At 62.5% G+C, this 21,452-nt stretch carries 17 protein-coding genes; 7 read left to right on the top strand and 10 right to left on the bottom strand.

The annotated features are described in order from the left end of the window. Positions 1-173 precede the first annotated feature (173 nt). From PG887_RS00800 to dapB, 6 genes are all read right to left on the bottom strand, one after another. Positions 174-1,337, bottom strand: coding sequence for a DUF1615 domain-containing protein (locus PG887_RS00800; protein ID WP_270821003.1), 1,164 nt, complete (start codon positions 1,335-1,337; stop codon positions 174-176). A gap of 145 nt (positions 1,338-1,482) precedes the next feature. Beyond that, entirely contained in the window at positions 1,483-2,388 is a 906-nt protein-coding gene (locus tag PG887_RS00795; RefSeq protein WP_270821002.1) for a GGDEF domain-containing protein, read from the bottom strand. Between the two features lie 244 nt (positions 2,389-2,632). Further along, the gene (gene leuA / locus PG887_RS00790; RefSeq protein WP_270821001.1) at positions 2,633-4,291 is read right to left on the bottom strand and encodes a 2-isopropylmalate synthase; all 1,659 of its coding nucleotides are present in this window, start codon (positions 4,289-4,291) and stop codon (positions 2,633-2,635) included. Between the two features lie 503 nt (positions 4,292-4,794). Next, positions 4,795-8,019 carry a carbamoyl-phosphate synthase large subunit gene (gene carB, locus PG887_RS00785; RefSeq protein ID WP_182936117.1) on the bottom strand — a complete coding sequence of 1,075 codons (3,225 nt, stop codon included), beginning with the start codon at positions 8,017-8,019 and terminating at the stop codon, positions 4,795-4,797. Between the two features lie 16 nt (positions 8,020-8,035). After that, positions 8,036-9,172, bottom strand: a complete 1,137-nt coding sequence (gene carA / locus PG887_RS00780) for a glutamine-hydrolyzing carbamoyl-phosphate synthase small subunit (protein ID WP_010675189.1) — start codon at positions 9,170-9,172, stop codon at positions 8,036-8,038. A 659-nt stretch (positions 9,173-9,831) separates the two neighbouring features. After that, positions 9,832-10,644 carry a 4-hydroxy-tetrahydrodipicolinate reductase gene (dapB, locus tag PG887_RS00775; protein WP_052816492.1) on the bottom strand — a complete coding sequence of 271 codons (813 nt, stop codon included), beginning with the start codon at positions 10,642-10,644 and terminating at the stop codon, positions 9,832-9,834. 316 nt (positions 10,645-10,960) lie between these two features. Here dapB and PG887_RS00770 point away from each other — a divergent pair, with 316 nt between their 5' ends. From PG887_RS00770 to serA, 4 genes are all read left to right on the top strand, one after another. Further along, positions 10,961-12,307 (top strand): Na+/H+ antiporter NhaC family protein, encoded by a 1,347-nt coding sequence (locus PG887_RS00770; RefSeq protein ID WP_270820999.1) that lies wholly within the window; start codon positions 10,961-10,963, stop codon positions 12,305-12,307. Positions 12,308-12,411: 104 nt separating this feature from the next. Next, positions 12,412-13,008: a 5-formyltetrahydrofolate cyclo-ligase gene (locus PG887_RS00765; RefSeq protein ID WP_039040382.1), complete on the top strand. Its 597-nt coding sequence runs from the start codon at positions 12,412-12,414 to the stop codon at positions 13,006-13,008. 143 nt (positions 13,009-13,151) lie between these two features. Continuing rightward, entirely contained in the window at positions 13,152-13,805 is a 654-nt protein-coding gene (gene rpiA, locus PG887_RS00760) for a ribose-5-phosphate isomerase RpiA (RefSeq protein WP_104454357.1), read from the top strand. A 265-nt stretch (positions 13,806-14,070) separates the two neighbouring features. Further along, entirely contained in the window at positions 14,071-15,303 is a 1,233-nt protein-coding gene (serA, locus tag PG887_RS00755; RefSeq protein WP_113977420.1) for a phosphoglycerate dehydrogenase, read from the top strand. Between the two features lie 78 nt (positions 15,304-15,381). On the opposite strand, the gene PG887_RS00750 is transcribed toward serA, so the two are convergent. Then, a complete protein-coding gene (locus tag PG887_RS00750) occupies positions 15,382-15,762 on the bottom strand; it encodes a diacylglycerol kinase (protein ID WP_039040385.1) in 381 nt (126 codons plus the stop codon). A gap of 141 nt (positions 15,763-15,903) precedes the next feature. On the opposite strand from PG887_RS00750, the gene PG887_RS00745 reads away from it, so the two are divergent. Continuing rightward, positions 15,904-16,968, top strand: a complete 1,065-nt coding sequence (locus tag PG887_RS00745) for a 3-deoxy-7-phosphoheptulonate synthase (RefSeq protein ID WP_270820996.1) — start codon at positions 15,904-15,906, stop codon at positions 16,966-16,968. Positions 16,969-17,176: 208 nt separating this feature from the next. Here the strand turns inward: PG887_RS00745 and PG887_RS00740 are convergent, their stop codons facing one another. The 3 genes from PG887_RS00740 to PG887_RS00730 form a co-directional block, all read right to left on the bottom strand. Then, positions 17,177-17,950 carry an ATP-binding cassette domain-containing protein gene (locus PG887_RS00740; protein ID WP_041213105.1) on the bottom strand — a complete coding sequence of 258 codons (774 nt, stop codon included), beginning with the start codon at positions 17,948-17,950 and terminating at the stop codon, positions 17,177-17,179. Beyond that, on the bottom strand, positions 17,937-18,944 hold the full coding sequence (gene btuC, locus PG887_RS00735; protein ID WP_039041213.1) for a vitamin B12 ABC transporter permease BtuC: 1,008 nt from the start codon (positions 18,942-18,944) through the stop codon (positions 17,937-17,939). Before btuC ends, PG887_RS00740 begins: the two co-directional genes overlap by 14 nt. Positions 18,945-19,019: 75 nt before the next feature. After that, positions 19,020-19,751, bottom strand: coding sequence for a substrate-binding periplasmic protein (locus PG887_RS00730; protein ID WP_128345494.1), 732 nt, complete (start codon positions 19,749-19,751; stop codon positions 19,020-19,022). Positions 19,752-19,863: 112 nt separating this feature from the next. Between PG887_RS00730 and PG887_RS00725 the strand changes: the two genes are divergently transcribed. Together PG887_RS00725 and tapW are read left to right on the top strand one after the other, a co-directional pair. Further along, complete coding sequence (locus PG887_RS00725; RefSeq protein WP_010675200.1) at positions 19,864-20,220, top strand: DMT family protein; 357 nt, start codon at positions 19,864-19,866, stop codon at positions 20,218-20,220. A 56-nt stretch (positions 20,221-20,276) separates the two neighbouring features. Then, positions 20,277-21,413: a type IVa pilus ATPase TapW gene (gene tapW, locus PG887_RS00720; RefSeq protein ID WP_029314740.1), complete on the top strand. Its 1,137-nt coding sequence runs from the start codon at positions 20,277-20,279 to the stop codon at positions 21,411-21,413. Positions 21,414-21,452: the final 39 nt, after the last annotated feature.

Genomic DNA, 21,452 nt, shown 5'->3' with positions numbered 1-21,452 from the left:
GCGCTTACTGCTGAATTCACTGTCGGCGAAGGTAAGTTGATGACTCATGATGAACCCTGTTCCATGGCTCCAGATGACAAACATGATCTCATATCAGGGACTTGTTCGCACCTTCCTTAGATAAATGATGAAATATATGGCGGCCCATTGGCCGCCCTGGTTGTCTCTGGCTGTCAGCGAATGCTCGCCATCTTCCTGACGCAGGCCTGCTCCCTGTCATCCACCCGCTTGGCGAACCAGGCGGTGGTGAGGTTGCGGGTGATCTTGGGGCTCTTTAGCTGGATGCCGGGCAGCACGGCGCGGGGTTGGCGCTTGCCCGCCTGCTGGTCGGCCAGGGTAAAGACCCGATGATAGAGGTCGGTCTGGGAAAAGTCGCTGCTGTCCCCCTTGAGCAGGCTCTGGTGGATGGCCTGCTTGCTCATGTTGACGCGGCTGGCGATGCTGTGGACCGCGAGTTCGGTCTTGCCGGGCAAATCCGAGTCGTAGCGGATGAGATCCCCGTCCAGGGCCAGGGGCTTGCCACTCACCCGACTTACCGCCGCCTGGAAGGCCGCATTGCGGCTCGCGTACCAGCCCGCATTGAAGTCGGCGAAGCGATAGAGGGTATCCGGGTAGTCGGCGGGATAGCCGAAGATGTGTTTGGTGCCAAACCAGATGCCGCCGCGACGAGTGAACACCTCGTGGCGAATGGACTCCTTCACTGGATAGGGGTAGCCACGGGCGTTGGCTTCGGCAAAGGCGACGCTCACCTGCATGGGGCCGCCGGTGCGTACCGGGTTGAGGTTGCCAAAGAGCTGCTTGCCCATGGGGACGCTGCCTATCATGTCTTCGAAGATCTCGCTCATCTCCCGTTCGGTGCGAAGCTTGTCGATGCGCTCGGCATAGCTATTGCCAGTGGGGGATTGGATGGAGAGGGCCGTGCGCACCATGAACTCGGGGATGAGCAGCTTGCCGGCCCGGGCATTGATCTCCTTCCAGGCAATCTTGTTGAGGTTGGGCACCACGGGGTCCGCCTGATAGGTCGCCTCCTGTTCCGCCACCGCCAGCACGCTGCAGACGTTGTGATCGCTCACCGTCAGCCCCTGGGTGGTGAGCGCCGTCACCACGTCATTGGCCCAGCCCGGCTTGTCCACCACGTTGCGCGGCAGGAAGCGCACGATACGGCTCTTCATGTCGGCCGGTTTTTGCGGCTGCATCGCCTTAGGCGTGGGGCGCCCCGCCGGCGTCGCCGTGCTGGTCGTGGCGGGAGGCTCGCTGGCACAGCCCGACAGCAGGGCAAGGGTAAGCAGTGACAACCAGCGCCAATGGGCATGAAACAAAGAGTGAGAGGGGATCATGAAGGCTTCCTGAAGAGCTGGACCTGCCCCTCATCGCGAATGAGAGGGCTCGAATGCATGTAGGCGGACATTGTAGGGAACAAGTCTGACAAGATGAAGGCGGATGAACCTGCTGGCCCGCTGGCTGCGGCATCCCCTGGCGCCATCACGCCAGCTCCACTCGGTTTCGTCCCAGATGCTTGGCCTGATAGAGGGCGAGATCGGTGCGCTGGAGCAGGGCATCCACCCCCTCCCCGCTCTGGCTGATACCCAGGGCAAGGCTCACGGTGAATCTTACCCCGTCACCTGAGACCAGCTCTTCGGTCGCGCACCTTATCTGCTCCGCCAGCGCACGGGCCTTGTCACCCGTCATGCCGGGCAGCCAGATGGCAAACTCCTCTCCCCCAAGGCGTGCCACCACCCCATCCAATGGGCAGAGCTGGCGCAGCAGGGTGCTGAATTCACGCAGTACATTGTCGCCAATCGCATGGCCATAGCGATCGTTGATCAGCTTGAAGTGATCGAGATCCAGCAGCAGGAGCGGCGTCCCCTCCTCTCCGTGCGCCTCCAGCACGGCGCGAAACGCCCGGCGATTGGAGAGCCCGGTCAGCTCGTCTGACATGGCGAGGGAGGAGAGCCGCATCTGGGTGCCATACATCTGTTGCACCATCAGCAGCACACCCCAGGCCGAGGCCAGCATGCCGATCGTGCGCAGGCTGTCTTCCACCGTGGAGAGCCACCAGGGCTGGAAATAGACCTCATCCATCAGATCGATGACGCCGGAAACGAGCCAGAGGGTCAGCCCGCCGGTGAGGGAGAGATAGGTTTTCAAGGTGATCTGGGCACACTGCACCACCCAGAACATGAACAGCAGGGTCAACACGTTGAGCGCTTCGGCCAGAGCCCCGACGGTATAGAGGTTGTGCTCTGCCAGGAGATCAAAACTGGCCCCATCCAGGATCCCCGTCAGCAGCAGCAGACAGGGCAGGCTCACCAGCGCGAGACGACGGCAGGGAGGAAGCGAGAAGAACCGGGCGGGGTGAACGGATAACCTGAGGGGAGTCTTCATCATGTTTTGGGCTCCAAGCGCGCATGTCTTCTATCCCGAATGGCAGCCGTTGGCTGCCATCGCCAGCGAACCCCGACGGCATTCCTAGTGGCAAATCACTGATATTGTGGGCCGATTTTCCCATAAAAAACAATCCCCTCACCATATGGGTCAGGGGATTGTTGCAACGGGGACGGCGCGATCTGCCGTGACATCGGGGTGGGCGGCCCTTCCCTGCTCGCCCTCACGGCAAGCGGGCCGTGCAGCCTCAGGCGCTCTGGCGCAGGGCCTGATGCTGGGCGGCGCCGTTGATCACCGCCTGCAGGGAGGCGTTGACCACGTCGCGACCGACGGCGACGCCACACATCCGGGTGCCCTCGACGCTCAGCAGCACATAGGCGGCGGCGCGGGATTCGGTGCCGGCGGTGAGCGCATGCTCGGAGTAATCCAGCACATCGATGTGCATGCCGGTCTGACGCTGCCAGCCGTTGACCAGGGCGGTGATGGCACCCTCCCCTTCACCGCACAATTGCAGGGTGCCGTGAGGGGTCTGCAACTCCAGGCGCAGGCTCTCCTGACTGTCATGACCGAGCTGGAAGCGCCCGATGCGATAGCCGTGGGCCGGCTCAAGATAGTGCTGCTCGAACAGGGTGCGGATCTGCTCCGGGCTGATTTCGCTGCTGCTCGCCTCAGCCTCGGCCTGCACCCGGCGGCTGAAGTCGATTTGCAGCCAGCGCGGCAGTTGCAGACCGAGGTCACGCTCCAGCAGATAGGTCACCCCTCCCTTGCCGGACTGGCTGTTGATGCGGATCACCGCCTCGTAGCTGCGACCGAGATCGGCAGGATCGATGGGCAGGTAAGCCACGTCCCAGTAGTGATCCGGTTTTTCTGCCGCGAGAGACTTGCGGATGGCGTCCTGGTGGCTGCCGGAAAACGCCGTGTAGACCAGCTCGCCGGCATAGGGGTGGCGCGGGTGCAGGGCAATCTGGGTGCAGGCCCCCACGGTGGCGACGATGGCATCCATGTCGGACAGGTCCAGCTCGGGGTCAATCCCCTGGCTGTAGAGGTTCATGGCCATGGTGACGATGTCCATGTTGCCGGTGCGCTCCCCGTTGCCGAGCAGGGTGCCCTCGATGCGATCCGCCCCCGCCAGCACCGCCAGCTCGGCGGCGGCCACCCCGCAGCCTCTGTCGTTGTGGGTGTGGATGGAGATGCTCACCTCGGGTCGCGCCTTGAGGTGTCGGCAGAACCACTCCACCTGATCCGCAAACACGTTGGGGGTGCTCACCTCCACCGTGGCGGGGAGGTTCAGGATCATGGGACGGGCAGCGGCACGCCACTCGTCGATGACGGCGTCACACACCTCGACGGCGAACTCCACCTCGGTGCTGCTGAAGCTCTCCGGAGAATACTGGAAACTCCACTCGGTGCCCGGATGGCGGGCCGCATACTCCCGCACCCAGCGCGCCCCCTGCACAGCGATGGCCTTGACCCCGTCCTTGCCTGAGTTGAACACATAGTTGCGCTGGGTCGGGTTGACCGAGTTGTAGACGTGAACGATGGCCCGCTTCGCCCCCTTGAGCGCCTCGAAGGTGCGGGCGATCAGATCTTCGCGCGCCTGCACCAGCACCTGGATGGTGACGTCATCGGGGATGAGGTTGCGCTCGATGAGTTCGCGCACAAAATCAAAGTCGGGCTGGGAGGCCGCCGGGAAGCCCACCTCGATGTGCTTGAAACCGATGTGGGTCATCAGCGTCCACATTTGCAGCTTCTGGGCCACCGTCATGGGCTCGACCAGCGCCTGGTTGCCATCACGCAGGTCCACGGCGCACCAGAGCGGTGCCCGCTCCAGTACCCGGTTGGGCCACTGGCGATCCGCCAGGTTGATCACGGGGGCACGGCGGTATTTGCGATGATCGAAGCTCATATTCAGATTCCCTTGACGGATGGGCGAGGCGCCGGACGACCGGGCCGACAGGCGGGTGGGGCAAGGAGGGGAAGCGGGTTGGTGCGGTAACACCGTCCCTGACGAGTCGCGCGGCGGTAACCCCGCGACCGGTTTTCCTGCGGCCCCCGTCGGTCACCGGGGCCGGCCACGGCAGCCGGATGGGGCTGCGGGCGCTGATCCTCTCGCACGCCACCTTTCGGTGTGTCGGCGCAGACGACCTTGTTTGTATGAGCACCCAGTATAGGGAGGTCGTGGGGGCGAGAGATTGCGAAGATTGCACCCCATCATGCCAATTCAGCAATATTGATGCAGTGAAAGTTCATTCATGGGGTGAATATCACCACCCATGATGAATTATTCGCCATCTCACCCATCTTCCTTGAAGGCGTTTCCCCGGAAGTGGCAGGGCGCAGGCAATAAAAAACCCCGCCGTTGCTGGCGGGGTTTGCGTGCATCGAGCGGGCAGTGTGCTGCCGGTGCTCTTAGCGGTTGTTCACCTTCTCATGCAGCTCCTGCACTGAGTTCACATTTGCGGTGGCATCGACACTGATGGCCATGCAGGTGGCGAAGGCCGCATGCAGCGTGGTGGTGTAAGCCACCTTGTGCTGCAGGGCGCCACGGCGCAGCTGCTTGGAATCCTCGATGGCCTGACGACCCTCGGCGGTGTTGACGATGTAGGTGTACTCGCCATTCTTGATGCGATCCAGAATGTGCGGACGACCCTCGTGCACCTTGTTGACCAGACGCGGGTTGATGCTCGCCTCGCCCAAGGTCACGGCGGTGCCGTGGGTGGCGTCGAGGTCATAGCCCAGCTCCAGCAGCTTGGCGGCCAGGTTGACCACCCGTTCCTTGTCGCCGTGGCGAACGGACAAGAGGGCGCGACCTTCGCTCGGAACCTGGTGACCGGCACCCAGCTGCGCCTTGGCATAGGCCTCGGCGAAGCTGCTGCCTACCCCCATGACTTCACCGGTGGAGCGCATTTCCGGCCCCAGCAGCGGATCCACACCCGGGAACTTGGCGAACGGCAGTACCACTTCCTTCACCGAGTAGTAGGGCGGGATGATCTCGGTGGTAAAGCCCTGTTCTTTCAGGCTCTGACCGGCCATGACGCGGGCGGCGATCTTCGCCAGCGGGGCACCGGTGGCCTTGGAGACAAACGGCACGGTACGGGCGGCACGGGGGTTCACCTCGATGAGGTAAATCTCGTTGTCTTTCACCGCGAACTGCACGTTCATCAAGCCCACCACACCGAGTTCCAGCGCCAGCTTGCGCACCTGCTCGCGCATCTCGTCCTGGATGGACTTGGACAGGGTGTAGGGCGGCAGGGAGCAGGCGGAGTCACCGGAGTGGATACCGGCCTGTTCGATGTGCTCCATAATGCCGCCGATGACCACGTCAACACCGTCGCAGATGGCGTCCACGTCCACCTCGGTGGCGTCGTCCAGGAAGCGGTCCAGCAGCACCGGCGACTCGTTGGAGACGCTCACTGCCTCGGCGAAGTAGCGGCGCAGGTCCTGCTCGTCATAGACGATTTCCATGGCGCGGCCACCCAGCACGTAGGAGGGACGAACCACCAGCGGGTAGGTGATGCGCGTGGCCAGTTGCACGGCCTGCTCCAGGGCGGTGACGGTGCCGTTTTCCGGCTGCTTGAGCCCCAGGCGCTCGACGGCGGACTGGAAGCGCTCGCGATCTTCCGCGCGGTCGATGGCATCCGGGCTGGTCCCGATGACCGGCACGCCGTTCGCTTCCAATGCCCGCGCCAGTTTCAGAGGAGTCTGGCCGCCGTACTGGACGATGACGCCCTTGGGCTGCTCGACCCGCACGATTTCCAGCACGTCTTCCAGGGTCACAGGCTCGAAGTAGAGACGGTCCGAGGTGTCGTAGTCGGTGGAGACGGTTTCCGGGTTGCAGTTGACCATGATGGTCTCGTAACCGTCTTCACGCAGAGCCAGGGCCGCATGCACACAGCAGTAGTCGAACTCGATGCCCTGACCGATGCGGTTCGGGCCGCCACCGATGACCATGATCTTGTCGCGGTTGGTGGGGTTGGCCTCGCACTCCTCGTCGTAGCTGGAGTACATGTAGGCGGTGTTGGTGGCGAACTCGGCCGCGCAGGTATCGACCCGCTTGTAGACCGGGAAGATGTTGTGGCGGGCACGCAATTTACGCACTTCACCTTCGGCCACGCCGAGGATCTTGGCCAGACGGGCGTCGGCAAAGCCTTTGCGCTTGAGGGCGCGCAGGAAGTCGGCGTCAAGACCGGCCATGCCGCGCTCTTTCACCTGCTCTTCGAGCTTGACCAGCTCTTCAATCTGCACCAGGAACCAGGGGTCAATCTTGGTCAGCTTGAACACGCCGTCCATGGAGAGGCCGGCGCGGAAGGCGTCGGCGATGTAGAAGATGCGCTCGGCACCAGCATCCTGCAGCTCGTGACGGATGCGGGTCAGGGAGTCGGGGGCGTTCAGGTCAACCATGGGGTCGAAGCCGGTCTTGCCGGTCTCGAGACCACGCAGGGCCTTGTGCAGGGACTCCTGGAAGTTGCGGCCGATGGCCATCACTTCACCCACGGACTTCATCTGGGTGGTCAGACGGTCGTTGGCACCGGCGAACTTCTCGAAGTTGAAGCGCGGCACCTTGGTCACCACGTAGTCGATGGCCGGCTCGAAGGAGGCCGGGGTACGACCACCGGTGATGTCGTTCATCAGCTCGTCCAGGGTGTAACCGATGGCGAGCTTGGCGGCGATCTTGGCGATGGGGAAGCCGGTCGCCTTGGAGGCCAGCGCAGAGGAGCGCGACACCCGCGGGTTCATCTCGATGATGACCATGCGGCCGTCTTTGGGGTTGATGCCGAACTGGACGTTGGAGCCGCCGGTCTCGACACCGATCTCGCGCAGCACCGCCATGGAGGCGTTGCGCATGATCTGGTACTCCTTGTCGGTCAGCGTCTGGGCTGGCGCGACCGTGATGGAGTCACCGGTGTGGATGCCCATGGGGTCGAAGTTTTCGATGGCGCAGACGATGATGCAGTTGTCGTTGCGATCCCGCACCACTTCCATCTCGTACTCTTTCCAGCCGATGAGCGACTCGTCGATGAGCAGCTCCTTGGTCGGGGAGAGATCCAGACCGCGCTCGCAGATCTCCACGAACTCTTCGGTGTTGTAGGCGATGCCGCCGCCCGAGCCACCCATGGTAAAGGAGGGACGGATGATGCAGGGGAACCCTACCATCTGCTGCACACCCCAGGCCTCTTCCATGTTGTGGGCGATGCCGGCACGGGGGCACTCGAGACCGATGCTGCGCATGGCCTTGTCAAAGCGGGAGCGATCCTCGGCCTTGTCGATGGCGTCGGCGGTGGCGCCGATCATCTCGACACCGAACTCCTTGAGCACGCCATGCTGCTCCAGCGCCAGGGCGCAGTTCAGCGCAGTCTGACCACCCATGGTGGGCAGGATGGCGTCCGGGCGCTCTTTCTTGATGATCTCGCGCACCACTTCCCAGGTGATGGGCTCGATGTAGGTGGCGTCGGCCATCTCCGGGTCGGTCATGATGGTGGCCGGGTTGGAGTTCACCAGGATGACGCGGTAGCCCTCTTCTTTCAGGGCCTTGCACGCCTGGGCGCCGGAGTAGTCGAATTCGCAGGCCTGACCGATGACGATGGGGCCGGCGCCGAGGATCAGGATGCTCTGTAGGTCGTTACGTTTTGGCATGGCTCTCTTTATCCTCTTAGGCGCGATACTGCTTAATCAATTCAATAAAGTGGTCGAACAGACCGGCACAATCGTGCGGGCCCGGGCTCGCTTCGGGGTGACCCTGGAAGCTGAAGGCCGGACGGTCGGTGCGATGGATGCCCTGGAGCGACCCATCGAACAGGGAGACGTGGGTGGCACGCAGGCACTCGGGCAGGGTCTGCTCGTCCACCGCAAAGCCGTGGTTCTGGGCGGTGATCATCACGGTGTTGTCGTCCAGGCTCTTCACCGGGTGGTTGGCACCGTGGTGGCCGAACTTCATCTTGATGGTCTTGGCGCCGGAGGCCAGGCCCAGCAACTGGTGGCCCAGGCAGATACCGAACACCGGGGTGCTGGTATCAAGGAAAGCCTTGATAGCTTCGATGGCGTAGTCGCACGGCTCGGGGTCGCCGGGGCCGTTGGAGAGGAAGATGCCATCCGGGTTCATCGCCAGTACCTCGGCGGCCGGGGTCTTGGCCGGCACCACGGTCAGGCGGCAGCCACGGTCCACCAGCATGCGCAGGATGTTGCGCTTCACGCCGAAGTCGTAGGCCACCACGTGGTATTTCAGCTCATCGGCCGCCGGGGTGACGTGACCCTTGCCGAGCTGCCAGCTGCCTTCAGTCCAGCTGTAGGATTCGCTCACGGTCACTTCCTTGGCCAGGTCCATCCCCTTCAAACCGGGGAAGGCCCGGGCCTGTTCGAGGGCATGGGCTTCATCGAGCTGCTTGCCGGCCAGGATGCAACCGGCCTGGGCGCCTTTTTCACGCAGGATGCGGGTCAGCTTGCGGGTGTCGATGTCGGCGATGCCAACGATGTTGTGGGACTTGAGGTAATCGGAGAGGGATTGCTGATTGCGGAAGTTGGAGGCCAGTATCGGAAGGTCCCGGATGATGAGGCCCTGAGCATGGACCTGACTGGACTCTTCATCTTCGCTGTTGGTGCCGGTGTTGCCTATATGGGGGTAAGTGAGGGTAACGATCTGACGGGAATAGGAGGGATCTGTGAGGATTTCCTGATAACCCGTCATCGACGTGTTGAAAACCACTTCACCAACGGAACATCCCTCGGCGCCTATCGACACGCCTTTGAACACAGTTCCATCTTCCAGCACTAGCAATGCAGTGTGATTCAAGACAACCTCCAGTTATTTAGCTTTAAATTCAGCAATTTACCTGGGTGTTGCGGGCTCGGTTCCGGTCTTTGACAGGACTCGAACCCGGCAGATTTCTGGCAAATTGGGCGCATTCTACTTAAAAACGATTTCATTTCAACGTCTTTTCTCGTTTGAAATGCATCTAAATTCAATAAACAAGCAATATTACCCATTATCTATGCACTCACTCGCTTTGCAACCCCCTCTTCAAAAAGAAAAGCCAAACACAGACCACAAAGCGGCGCCCGATGCCATGCAACGTACAAAAAACCAAATTTACCACTTAATAAACAGCAAGATAGAAAATTAAAAAATAAACAACACAACAGCAAAAACACCATTTGAAGCCAGAAAAGTGAACACCAAGAATAGAAAACGTTTTTCTTGGATTGCATTTTTAGTCTATTTCACATCAAGGCGAAATGCCCCCCGCAGGGGAATATTGAGACCCAAACCCGTTACCCCTTGATGACATTTTTGTCGCAAGAGGGTGGCAGGCTTGTAAGAATGGCAGGATTTAGCGAGGTTCACTCAAAAAGTGATGATTAAGGCTCATTTCTACAAAAAAGTGACAAAAAACCCCGGCGGACCGGGGTTTGGCAACCAGTACGGGAGTCTGCACTCCCCCTGAAGTCGGTTTATTTCAGACCGAGCACATCCTGCATATCATAGAGACCGGCCCCTTGCTGGCCGAGCCACTTGCCCGCCCGCACTGCACCGTTGGCGAAGGTCAGACGGCTGGAAGCCTTGTGGCTGATCTCGACCCGCTCGCCGATGTCGGCGAACATGACGGTGTGCTCCCCCACCAGATCGCCGGCGCGGATGGTGGCAAAGCCGATGGTGTTGCGATCCCGCTCACCGGTGATCCCCTCACGGCCATAGACGGCGCACTCTTTGAGATCCCGGCCCAGGGTTTTCGCCACCACCTCCCCCATGGAGAGCGCAGTGCCGGACGGAGCATCCACCTTGTGTCTGTGGTGCCCCTCGATGATCTCGATGTCGGTGTACTCCCCCATCACCCTGGCCGCCTGCTCCAGCAGCTTGAACACCAGGTTGACCCCGACCGAGTAGTTGGAGGCGAAGACGATGCCGATCTGCTTGCCCGCCTCGTGCAGGGCCGCCTTGCCCGCCTCGTCAAAGCCGGTGGTGCCGATCACCATCTGCTTGCCATGAGCCAGTGCAAAGGCGAGGTTCGCCAGGGTCACCTCGGGGCGGGTGAAGTCGATGATGAGATCGAATTCGTCCTTCACCTTCTCCAGACTGTCGCTGATGATGACGCCAAGGCGCCCCAGGCCGTTGAGTTCACCCGCATCCAGACCCATCACGGCAGAGCCCGGTCGTTCCAGCGCCGCTCCCACCACCACGCCCTCGGCGTTGGCGATAGCCTCCAGCAGCACCTTGCCCATACGACCATTACAGCCCATCACGGCCACACGGATCGGATTGTCCATCTCCACCCTCTCATCTCTTTATTATGGAAAGAGACCGTTTTACCAGCCCGCGTCCCCTTTGAAAAGCCCGATCTGGCCCGCCAAACCACCCCGACGTTTAAACGATAAATTCATTAAAAACAGAATAAATAACGGAATAACCAGACAAGTCAGAATCTCGAAGCAAAAAGCCCTATCCATCTGGACGGCTATCTTGACCCGGGCGGGCCGACTCACTACTGTTGGCCCCCCATGGTGGCAGGATGCCCGCCCTGTGCCCGCCCTGGAGGCGCCACAGGCAACGACAGGAGGTCATTGTTCAAGTTTCGAGGAACACATGATCCAGACCCAACCCCGTGCCAGAGCCCTGCTGCCCCTTCTGGTCTTTCTTGCCCTCTTCATCGGTACCGGTACCTGGCTGACCCTGCAGGGGGTCGAGTTCGCCTTCTACCAGCTCCCCGCCCCCGTTGCCGCCCTGCCTGCCGTCATGCTGGCCCTGCTGATGGGACGCGAGGGGTTCAACAAGAACCTCGAGACCTTCTTCAAGGGGGTGGGCGAGAGCAACATCATGGCCATGTGCCTCATCTATTTGCTGGCGGGCGCCTTCGCCACCGTGGCCAAGGCCACCGGCGGGGTGGATGCCACGGTCGCCCTCGGCCTCTCCCTCATTCCGGGCTGGTGCCTGCTGCCGGGGCTCTTCCTCATCTCTGCCTTCATTGCCACCGCCATGGGTACCTCCATGGGCACCATCGGCGCCGTGGCACCGGTGGCGCTGGGCGTCGCCCAGGCCGCCGGCATCGATCCGATGCTGATGGCGGGGACCATCCTCTCCGGCGCCATGTTCGGGGACAACCTCTCCATCATCTCAGACACCACCATCGCCGCCACCCGCAGCCAGGGCTGCGAGATGAAGGACAAGTTTCGCGAGAACATCAAGATTGCCGCCCCCGCCGCCGTGCTGGTGATCCTGCTCTATCTGGTGCTGGGCTCCACCGGTGAAGCGCCGGCCCCCACCGCCGAGGCGGACTTGCTCAAGGTCGCCCCCTATCTGCTGATCCTGGTGCTGGCCCTCTCTGGCATGAACGTCTTCATGGTACTGGGGCTCGGCATCCTGGCGGCCGGTGGCGTGGGGCTGCTTGGCAGCTACTCTCTCGGCCAGTTCAGCAAGGACATCTATCAGGGCTTTACCAGCATGCAGGAGATCTTCCTGCTCTCCATGCTCATCGGCGGTCTGGGTGCCCTGATGGAACGCCAGGGGGGGCTCGCATGGATAAGTGAGCGCATCGCCGCCCTGATTGCCCGCTTCACCCGCCACCACGATGGCGAACAGAACGAAAAGGCGGCCGAGCTCGGCATCGCCGGCGTGGTGAGCCTCACCAACCTGTGCACCGCCAACAACACCGTGGCCATCATAGTCGCGAGCAAGGTGGCCAGGGATCTGGCGGACCATCACGGGGTCACCCCGCGCCGCGCCGCCTCCATGCTGGACATCTTCTCCTGCGTGGTACAGGGGCTCATCCCCTGGGGCGCCCAGGCGCTGCTGCTGGGTTCCATCTTCGCCCTCTCGCCGATCCTGGTCGTGAGCATGAGCTTCTACCCCATGGCGCTGCCCCTGGCCGCCATCGTGGCCGTCTTCCTCAAGCACCAGATGGGCGCAGTGGCTCCCGCCCCCCACCGTTCCTGAGGCCCGACCTCAGGGGCCGCCCGGCTGGCGGCCCCGCCATCGGCTTTTCATCCCGTCGGCCCCTTGCTAAGGTAGCGCCAGCCCACCCTTGCCCAGGAGTCCCCATGCCGGATACCCAACCCGAACGTCAGAACCTGCGCCAGCTCATTCGCCAGCGCAGAAAAAGCCTGAGTCAGGCCGAGCAGCAGGCGGCGGCCCAGCAGTTGGTCGAACGCTTCCAGGAACACCCCGGCATCCTCGCGGCCAGGCGCATCGCCCTCTATCTGGCCAACGACGGGGAGCTCGATCCCCTGCCCGCCATCCACTGGCTGTGGGCCCGGCAAAAGGAGGTCTACCTGCCGGTGCTGCACCCCTTCACCCCGGGTCACCTGCTCTTCTTGCGCTACACCGCCACCACCCCCATGACCCGCAACCGCTACGGCATCGCCGAGCCCGAGCTCGACGTGCAGCAGGTGCTGCCCCACAGCATGCTGGACATCATCTGCACCCCGCTGGTGGCCTTCGATGAGGCTGGCAACCGCCTCGGCATGGGGGGCGGCTACTACGATCGCACCCTCGCCTGCTGGCACGAGCACCAGCTCGGCCCAAGACCTCTGGGGCTCGCCCACGACTGCCAGCAGGTGGATGCCGTCCCCCGGGAGCAGTGGGACGTGCCGCTCCCCCAGATCATCACCCCCAGCCGCAGCTGGCACTTTGCCTGATCAGGCGGGGGCGCCCCCTTCGGTTCAATAAACAGGCAAACGATTTACATCTTGGGGATTTTTGCGCCGGAACGTGAGCACCATGGTCGCTCTGGGGGGGATGCTTGGATATAATGCGCCCGCTTTTTCCATAAGGATCCATCATGACTCAAGATGAAATGAAGAAGGCGGCCGGTTGGGCTGCGCTCAAATACGTGGTACCCGGCACCATCGTCGGGGTGGGCACCGGCTCTACCGTCAATCACTTCATCGACGCACTGGCGACCATGAAAGACCAGATCAAGGGCGCGGTGTCGAGCTCCATCGCCTCCACCGAACGCCTCAAGGGTCTCGGCATCCCGGTGTTTGACCTCAACCACATCGATGCCCTCTCCGTCTACGTGGATGGTGCCGACGAGATCAACGCCAGCCGCGACATGATCAAGGGGGGCGGAGCCGCCCTGACCCGCGAGAAGATCGTCGCCGCCGTGGCCGACCAGTTCATCTGCATCATCGACAACACCAAGACCGTCGACGTGCTGGGCACCTTCCCCCTGCCGGTGGAAGTGATCCCCATGGCCCGCGAATACGTGGCCCGCGAGATCCGCGCCCTTGGCGGCAACCCGGTGTGGCGTGAAGGGGTGGTGACCGACAACGGCAACATCATCCTGGACGTCAAGGGCATGGCCATCACCGATGCCAAGGCTCTGGAAACCCGCCTCAACAGCATCGTGGGCGTGGTCACCAACGGCCTGTTCGCCCACCGTGGCGCCGACGTTGTGCTGATCGGCACCCCCGAGGGTGTGATCACCAACTAAGGCCTGCTCCCCGGACCTCCCCCTCCGGGCAAGCCCCCGCCCGGGTCAGTCAACCTGACTGCCCCAAATGGACAACGGCGCCTCATGGCGCCGTTTCTGGTTATCCCTCAATGGCTTGTAGCAGCACATCTGCAACAATCGTTGATAACTTCAAAGAATTTGACTTTCGTCACAAATATTCCCTCTCCCAAACGTTTTTGCTACTTTACGGTTTTCTTCACACTGCAAGCCTGAACGCATTTTTCAAAACAATAGAGGGAACGTCATGACAGTCAAGTTTTCGCTGGACAAGGATAAGATCAAGGTACTGCTGCTGGAGGGAGTCCATCCCAACACGGTGGAGACCTTTCGGGCAGCCGGCTACACCAATGTGGAATATCTGAAGACGTCCCTGTCGGAAGAGGAGTTGATCGAGCGCATTCGTGACGTGCATTTCGTGGGCCTGCGTTCACGCACCCAGATCACCGAGAAGGTGCTGGATGCCGCCACCAAGCTGGTGGCCATCGGCTGCTTCTGCATCGGCACCAACCAGGTCTCCCTCGACGCCGCCCACGTGCGCGGCATCCCCGTCTTCAACGCCCCCTTCTCCAACACCCGCTCCGTGGCCGAACTGGTACTGGGGGAGATCCTGCTGCTGCTGCGCGGCATTCCCGAGAAGAACGCCAAGTGCCATCGCGGCGTTTGGGAGAAGCTGGCCAACCGCAGCGTCGAAGCCCGCGGCAAGAAGCTCGGCATCATCGGCTACGGCCACATCGGCACCCAGCTTGGCATCATCGCCGAGATGATCGGCATGAAGGTCTATTACTACGACATCGAGAACAAGCTCTCCCTTGGCAACGCCATCCAGGTGCCGAACCTGGTGGAACTGCTCAACATGTCTGACGTCATCAGCCTGCACGTACCGGAAACCGCCTCCACCAAGGATCTCATCGGTGCAGAGCAACTTCGCATGATGAAACCGGGCGCCATCTTCATCAACGCCTCCCGCGGCACCGTGGTGGACATCGACGCCCTGGCCGACGTCATCAAGAGCGGCCACCTCTCCGGCGCCGCCATCGACGTCTTCCCGGTGGAGCCCAAGTCCAACAACGAGGAGTTCCTCACCCCGCTGCGCGGCCTGGACAACGTGATCCTGACCCCCCACATCGGCGGCTCCACCCAGGAAGCCCAGGAGAACATCGGTCTGGAAGTGGCCAACAAGCTGGTCAAATACTCCGACAACGGCTCCACCCTCTCCGCGGTCAACTTCCCGGAAGTCTCCCTGCCCGGCCACAAGGGCTCCAGCCGCCTGCTGCACATTCACCGCAACCAGCCCGGCGTGATGAACCAGATCAACCAGATCTTCGCCGACGAGGGGATCAACATCGCCGGTCAGTACCTGCAGACCAGCAGCGAGATCGGTTACGTGGTCATCGACGTCGAAACCGAGCACAGCGAGAAGGCCCTGGCCCGTCTCAAAGAGATCAATGGCACCATCCGTGCCCGGATCCTGCACTGATAAGCCCTTATCTGCGCAGCAAAAAGCCCGTCGTGATGACGGGCTTTTTTATGTCAGGAGAAAGGTTGCTCTCGCAACCTACCACCAGCCCAGCAGGTTGCGGCCCACCAGGGCGCCCCACACCAGGGCATTGAGGGCCAGAGCGATGAAGACGGCGGCGGAGCCCAGATCCTTGGCGCGGCCCGAGAGTTCGTGATGCTCGGAGCCGATGCGATCCACCACCGCCTCCACGGCGGAGTTGAGCACCTCGACGATCACCACCAGCCAGCTGATGCAGACGAGCAGCAGGATCTCGTTGAGGGAGTCACCTATCCAGAATGCCAGCGGCATCAGCAGCAGGATGAGCAGCAGCTCCTGACGGAAGGCGGCCTCGTTGATCCAGGCCGATTTGAGACCTTTCATGCTGTAACCGGTTGCGTTGATGATGCGGGTGATCCCGGTCGCGCCTGGCTTTGCCACGATAACTACCTCATTTGAAATGGCTTTTGGGTTCACATCCTATCAGAGCCGCCCAAGGTTTCCATCGGGTGACTTTTGCTTTATTTTATTCCCTTGCATTTTGGCATCCCGCCCACCTTATCCACTCGAGAATTGAGTCGTATGTCCATTCACACCGATGAATTGCGCACCCGTCGCCTGGAGGCCCTGATCACCCCAAGCGAGCTGGCGCACGCCTTCCCGTTAACCGACACCATCGCCCAGAACCTGCTAGATGCCCGCCGCCAAGTGGAAGCCATTCTGTCCGGTGAGGATCAGCGCCTGCTGGTCATCGTCGGCCCCTGCTCCATCCACGATCCCGCCGCCGCCCACGAATACGCTCTGCGTCTGAACACCCTGCGGGAAGAGTACAAAGAGAGCCTGTGCATCGTGATGCGCACCTACTTCGAGAAGCCACGTACCATCGTCGGCTGGAAGGGGCTCATCAATGATCCGCGCCTGGACGGCAGTTTCGACGTCAATGAAGGGCTCAAACTGGCCCGCAAGCTGCTGGTGGACATCAACGAGACCGGCATGCCCACCGCCACCGAGTTCCTCGACATGGTGACCGGCCAGTACATCAGCGATCTCATCACCTGGGGCGCCATCGGGGCGCGCACCACCGAGTCCCAGGTTCACCGGGAGATGGCCTCCGCCCTCTCCTGCCCGGTGGGGTTCAAGAACGGCACCGACGGCAACACCCGCATCGCCATCGATGCGGTGTGCGCCGCCCGTCACAGCCACATCTTCTACTCCCCGGACAAGGACGGCAAGATGACCATCTACCGCACCGCCGGCAACCCCTACGGCCACGTGATCCTGCGAGGCGGCCACAGGCCCAACTACGACACCGCCAGCATCGACGAGGCGTGCGAGGCTCTGGCCCAGGTGGGCCTGCCGGAGCGCCTGGTGGTGGACTTCAGCCACGGCAACAGCATGAAGGATCATCGCCGCCAACTGCTGGTGGCCCAGGATATCTGCGATCAGCTGCGCCGCGGCCGCACCGGCATCGCCGGCATCATGGCCGAGAGCTTCCTGGTGGAAGGGCGTCAGGACGTGGAGAACGGCTGCGCCGTCACCTTCGGCCAGAGCATCACCGATGCCTGTCTGTCGTGGAGTGACACCGAAACCCTGCTGGCCATGCTGGCAGAAGCCGCCCAGGTGCGGCTGGACAAGCAGAAAGCCTGAGCAACCGCTCAACGCTCTCTCTACCAAAAGAGCCAGGCATCACGGATGCCTGGCTCTTTTCATTTCCACAGTGATTCACTCGCCCACCTTGGCTTCACTCAGCCTCTGCAGGTTTTCAATGCTGTATCCGTAGTCGACGGAGCGGCTCCCTTCTCCCACTTGTTTCAAAAGAATGGGAGAAGGGCTGGGGATGAGGGGGCAGCCCGCCTCACAGGCTCGGCATAAACCAGGTGCGGCCGGCCGCCTCGATTCGATCGGTGCGGATCTGGAACACCCGCTCCAGCAGCGCCTCGTCGATGATCCCGACGTCCCCTTCCCCCACCACGCGGCCCTGTTGCAGGCAGAGCACGCGATCCGCCCAGTCGATGGCCAGATTGATGTCGTGGATGGCCACCACCACCAGCAATCCCTGCGCGGCCAGTTGCTTGAGCAGCCGCAGCAGCGCCATCTGGTGATGCAGATCCAGCCCCGCCAAGGGTTCGTCCAGCAGCAGCACCCGCCCGGTCGGATTGAGGCTTGGCCACAGTTGCAGCAGGGTGCGGGCGATCAGCACCCGCTGCTGCTCCCCCCCGGACAATCGGCTGAAGTCCCGTGCCAGCAGAGGCGCCAGTTCCAGGGCGTCGCACACATCCGCCACCGCCTGCGCCTGGGCATCGGGGCCCCCCTCCTCCAGCCCCAGGCTCAGCACCTGGAACACCGGGATGTGGAACAGCTGGGGCTGGCGCTGGGGCAGCATGGCGCGCCGCGTTGCAAGCTCGGGCCAGCTCAGGGTCGTGATGGCCTCTCCCCCCAGCAAGACGGCGCCATCGGCGGGCAGCAGGCCCGCCAGGGCCCCGAGCAGAGAGGACTTGCCGCTGCCGTTGGGGCCGAGCAGGGCCACCAGCTGACCGCCGGACCAGGTGAGATCCAGGGGGGCAAGGCGATGGGGGATGGCCAGGGCGCGGGCCTCCAGCCGCCAGGGGGCGGGATCAGCGGGACACATCGGCATCTTGCCTCAGCAGCAGATAGATAAAGAGCGGGGCGCCCACCGAGGCGGTGATGACCCCGATGGGCAGTTCACCGGCGTGCAGCGCCGAGCGGGCCACCAGATCGGCCCCGAGCAGCAGGGCGCCCCCCCCCAGCGCCGAGGCGGGCAGCAGGAAGCGCTGATCGCTGCCACCGCACAGGCGCAGCAGGTGAGGCACTACCAGGCCGACGAAACCGATGACGCCGCACAGGGAGACCGCCACCCCGGTGAGCAGGCAGACCGCCAGCACCAGGCGTACCCGCATGCTGTCCACGTTCAACCCCATGAGGCGGGCCTGGGTCTCCCCCAGCAGCAGTTGTTGCAGTGCCCGCCCCTGCCAGCAGAGCCAGCCGAGGGTAAGGGGCAGCACCAGCCACCACCAAGCGAGCTGCTGGCTGCCGTAGGCGAGGCTGCCCATCATCCAGAACATGAATTCCCGCAAGGCGCCGTCGTCGGCGAAATACATCAGCCAGGTCATGGCCGCATTGGTGAGGATGCCGATGGCGACCCCGAACAGCAGCAGCCGCCCATGGCCGAGCCGTGCCCGGCGTGCGAGACGGATGAGCAGCATGGTCACCACCAGGGCACCGCCAAAGGCCGCCAGCGACAACCCCCAGCCCGGCAGATAGAGCCCGAGCCCCTTGGCCACCGCCATCGCCACCATGGCGGCCAGCCCAGCGCCGCTCGAGACGCCGAGCAGGCCGGGTTCCGCCACCGGGTTGTGCAGCATCACCTGGAGCACGGCACCGCCGCAGGCAAGGGAGGCCCCCGCCAGCAGAGCCAGCAGGGCGCGCGGCAGGCGCAACTCCAGCAGGATGCGCAGCTCCAGATCCCCCAGCGGCTGCCAGGGCAGCAGCACGAACTCCCCGAGGGCGAGGGAGAGCAGGAACAGGGCCAGGGTCAGCAGCGACAGCAGGAGCAGCCAGCGGCGCTGCCAGCGCTGCTGGCGACGGATGAGAGCGAGATACACGGGATCCCCAAGAAGCGAGGCCCGCCGGGGGGCAGGCAGGAAAGCTGCATGATAACAGCGCGTTACCACCCAAGGTCAAGGCTGGTAGGGCTTGGCCAGCGCCGCTATCTCGCCGCTCTCCACCATGGCTTGCAACGCCTGCGCCAGCTTGGAGCCCAGCTCGTGGTGGGGTGAGTGCTTGCTCATCCCGAGGTAGAGCACCACCGGGTTGGGGGGCTGGAAGGGCGCCTTGACGAGGCCGGCGTCGTTGTGCTGGCTCAGGGCGTAATCCACCTGGCAGTCGGTCCCTATCATCAGGGGCAGGTGGCCCCGCTCCACCATGCGCTGCAACTGGTCTTCGGTAGGAACCCCGTGCTTGTCGAGCTGGGTGTCGCCATCAAAGGGGGGGAAGTAGGCGGAGTTGAGCACATAGCCTATCTCGCGGCCTCGCAGATCCTCGTAGCGCCTGAGACCTGCCACGGCGGCGGGCTTGCCATAGAAGGCAGGCCGGCACTGGTAATAGGACGGCTGCAGGTAGTCGATGAAGGCGGCCCGCTCCTCGGTGTGAGCCAGCCCTATCATCAGATCCACCTGACCGGTCTGCATCTGTTTGAGTGCCCGTCCCCAGGGCACCCGTTTGAGGGTGAGCACAATGCCGCTGCGTGCCTGCAACTGGCGCAGAATGTCGATATCCAGCCCCTGGAAGTCGTCGTTCTCTGCCAGCATGCGAAACGGCGGCCAGACATCGGTGGCCACCGTCAGGGTCGGCGCACCTTGCGCCCAGCAGGCAAACAACAGACAAAGCGCACCCCAGCTTGTCTTGCCCATCCAGCTTTCGCCTTCTTTTGTTACATCCTTGTGAGCTAAAAATACCCTCAAGCACCACTTATGAAAACCCATGGAGTCGAGATAAAATGCATTGATTTAAAAGGAGAACCTAATGAACCCCATCATGACCAGTATCGGCCTGCTCATCTGCAGCAACGTCTTCATGACGTTTGCCTGGTACGCCCATCTCAAGAGCATGAATCACAAACCCTGGATCATCGCCGCCCTGGTGAGCTGGGGGATAGCCCTGTTCGAATACCTGTTGCAGGTGCCCGCCAACCGCATCGGTCACACCGTGCTCTCCGTCGGCCAGCTCAAGATCCTGCAGGAGGTGATCACCCTCACCGTGTTCGTTCCCTTCTCCATCTTCTATCTGAAAGAAGACCTGAAGTGGGACTACCTCTGGGCGGGTCTGTGCATCCTGGGCGCGGTCTTTTTTGTGTTCCGCGAAAAACTGACCGGCGCCTGAGGCTGTACACTCAAGCCATTCATCATCCCCCAGCCCTTTGAGCGACGAGGCCCCTCATGGAATTGAGAGACATGCTGCAGATCCTGGCCAAACAGGACGGTTCCGATCTCTATCTCTCCACCGGCGCCCCCCCCTGCGCCAAGTTCAACGGCGCCCTGCGCCCCCTCACCCAGGAGCCCCTGGGGCCGGGCGAGGTGGCCCGCATCGCCTACGACATCATGGATCTCGAGCAGAAACAGCAGTTCGAGAAAGAGCTGGAGATGAACCTCGCCATCTCCCTGCCCCAGATAGGCCGTTTTCGGGTCAACATCTTCAAGCAGCGCAATGAAGTTTCCCTGGTGGCGCGCAACATCAAGACCGAGATTCCCCGCTTCGAGGATCTCAAACTCCCTCCGGTGCTCCTCGACACCATCATGGAGAAGCGGGGTCTGGTGCTCTTCGTCGGCGGCACGGGGTCCGGCAAATCCACATCGCTCGCGGCCCTCATCGATCATCGCAACCGCAACAGCGGCGGCCACATCATCACCATCGAGGATCCGGTGGAGTTCGTCCATCGCCACCAGAAGAGCATCATCAACCAGCGGGAGGTGGGGGTGGATACCCGCAGCTTCCACGCGGCCCTGAAGAACACCCTGCGCCAGGCGCCGGACGTCATCCTCATCGGTGAAATCCGCGATCGGGAGACCATGGAGCATGCCCTCGCCTTCTCGGAGACCGGGCATCTGGCCATCTCCACCCTGCACGCCAACAACGCCAACCAGGCGCTGGATCGCATCATCAACTTCTTCCCGGAAGAGCGCAGACCCCAGCTGCTCAACGACCTTGGCAACAACCTCAAGGCCTTTGTCTCCCAGCGGCTGGTGAAGACCACGGACGGCGGGCGCCGGGCGGCGGTGGAGGTGATGCTCGGGACCCACACGGTGCGCGATCTCATCAAGCGCGGCGAGTTTGGCGGCCTCAAGGAGATCATGGAAAAATCCAGGGCCCTTGGCATGGTGACCTTCGACAGCACTCTGTTCGATCTGGTGGTCGAGGGGGTGATCGACGAGGAGGAGGCGGTGAAGAACGCGGACTCCCAGAACAACCTGCGCCTCAAGATCAAACTCTGGCGGGAGAAGGGCCAGATTGGCAACAGCGCGGCGGCGAGCGGCTGGAGCCTGGAGCCCACCAAGGACGAGGGCGACCTCTTCTGAGACGGGCCCGGCGGCCACGAAAAAGGGAACCCTCGGGTT

The sequence above is a fragment of the Aeromonas sp. QDB14 genome (assembly GCF_027707845.1).
Taxonomy (GTDB): Bacteria; Pseudomonadota; Gammaproteobacteria; order Enterobacterales; family Aeromonadaceae; genus Aeromonas; species Aeromonas caviae.
The sequence above is the reverse complement of the archived record's forward strand: the minus strand, read 5'-3'. Positions and strand labels throughout refer to the sequence as shown.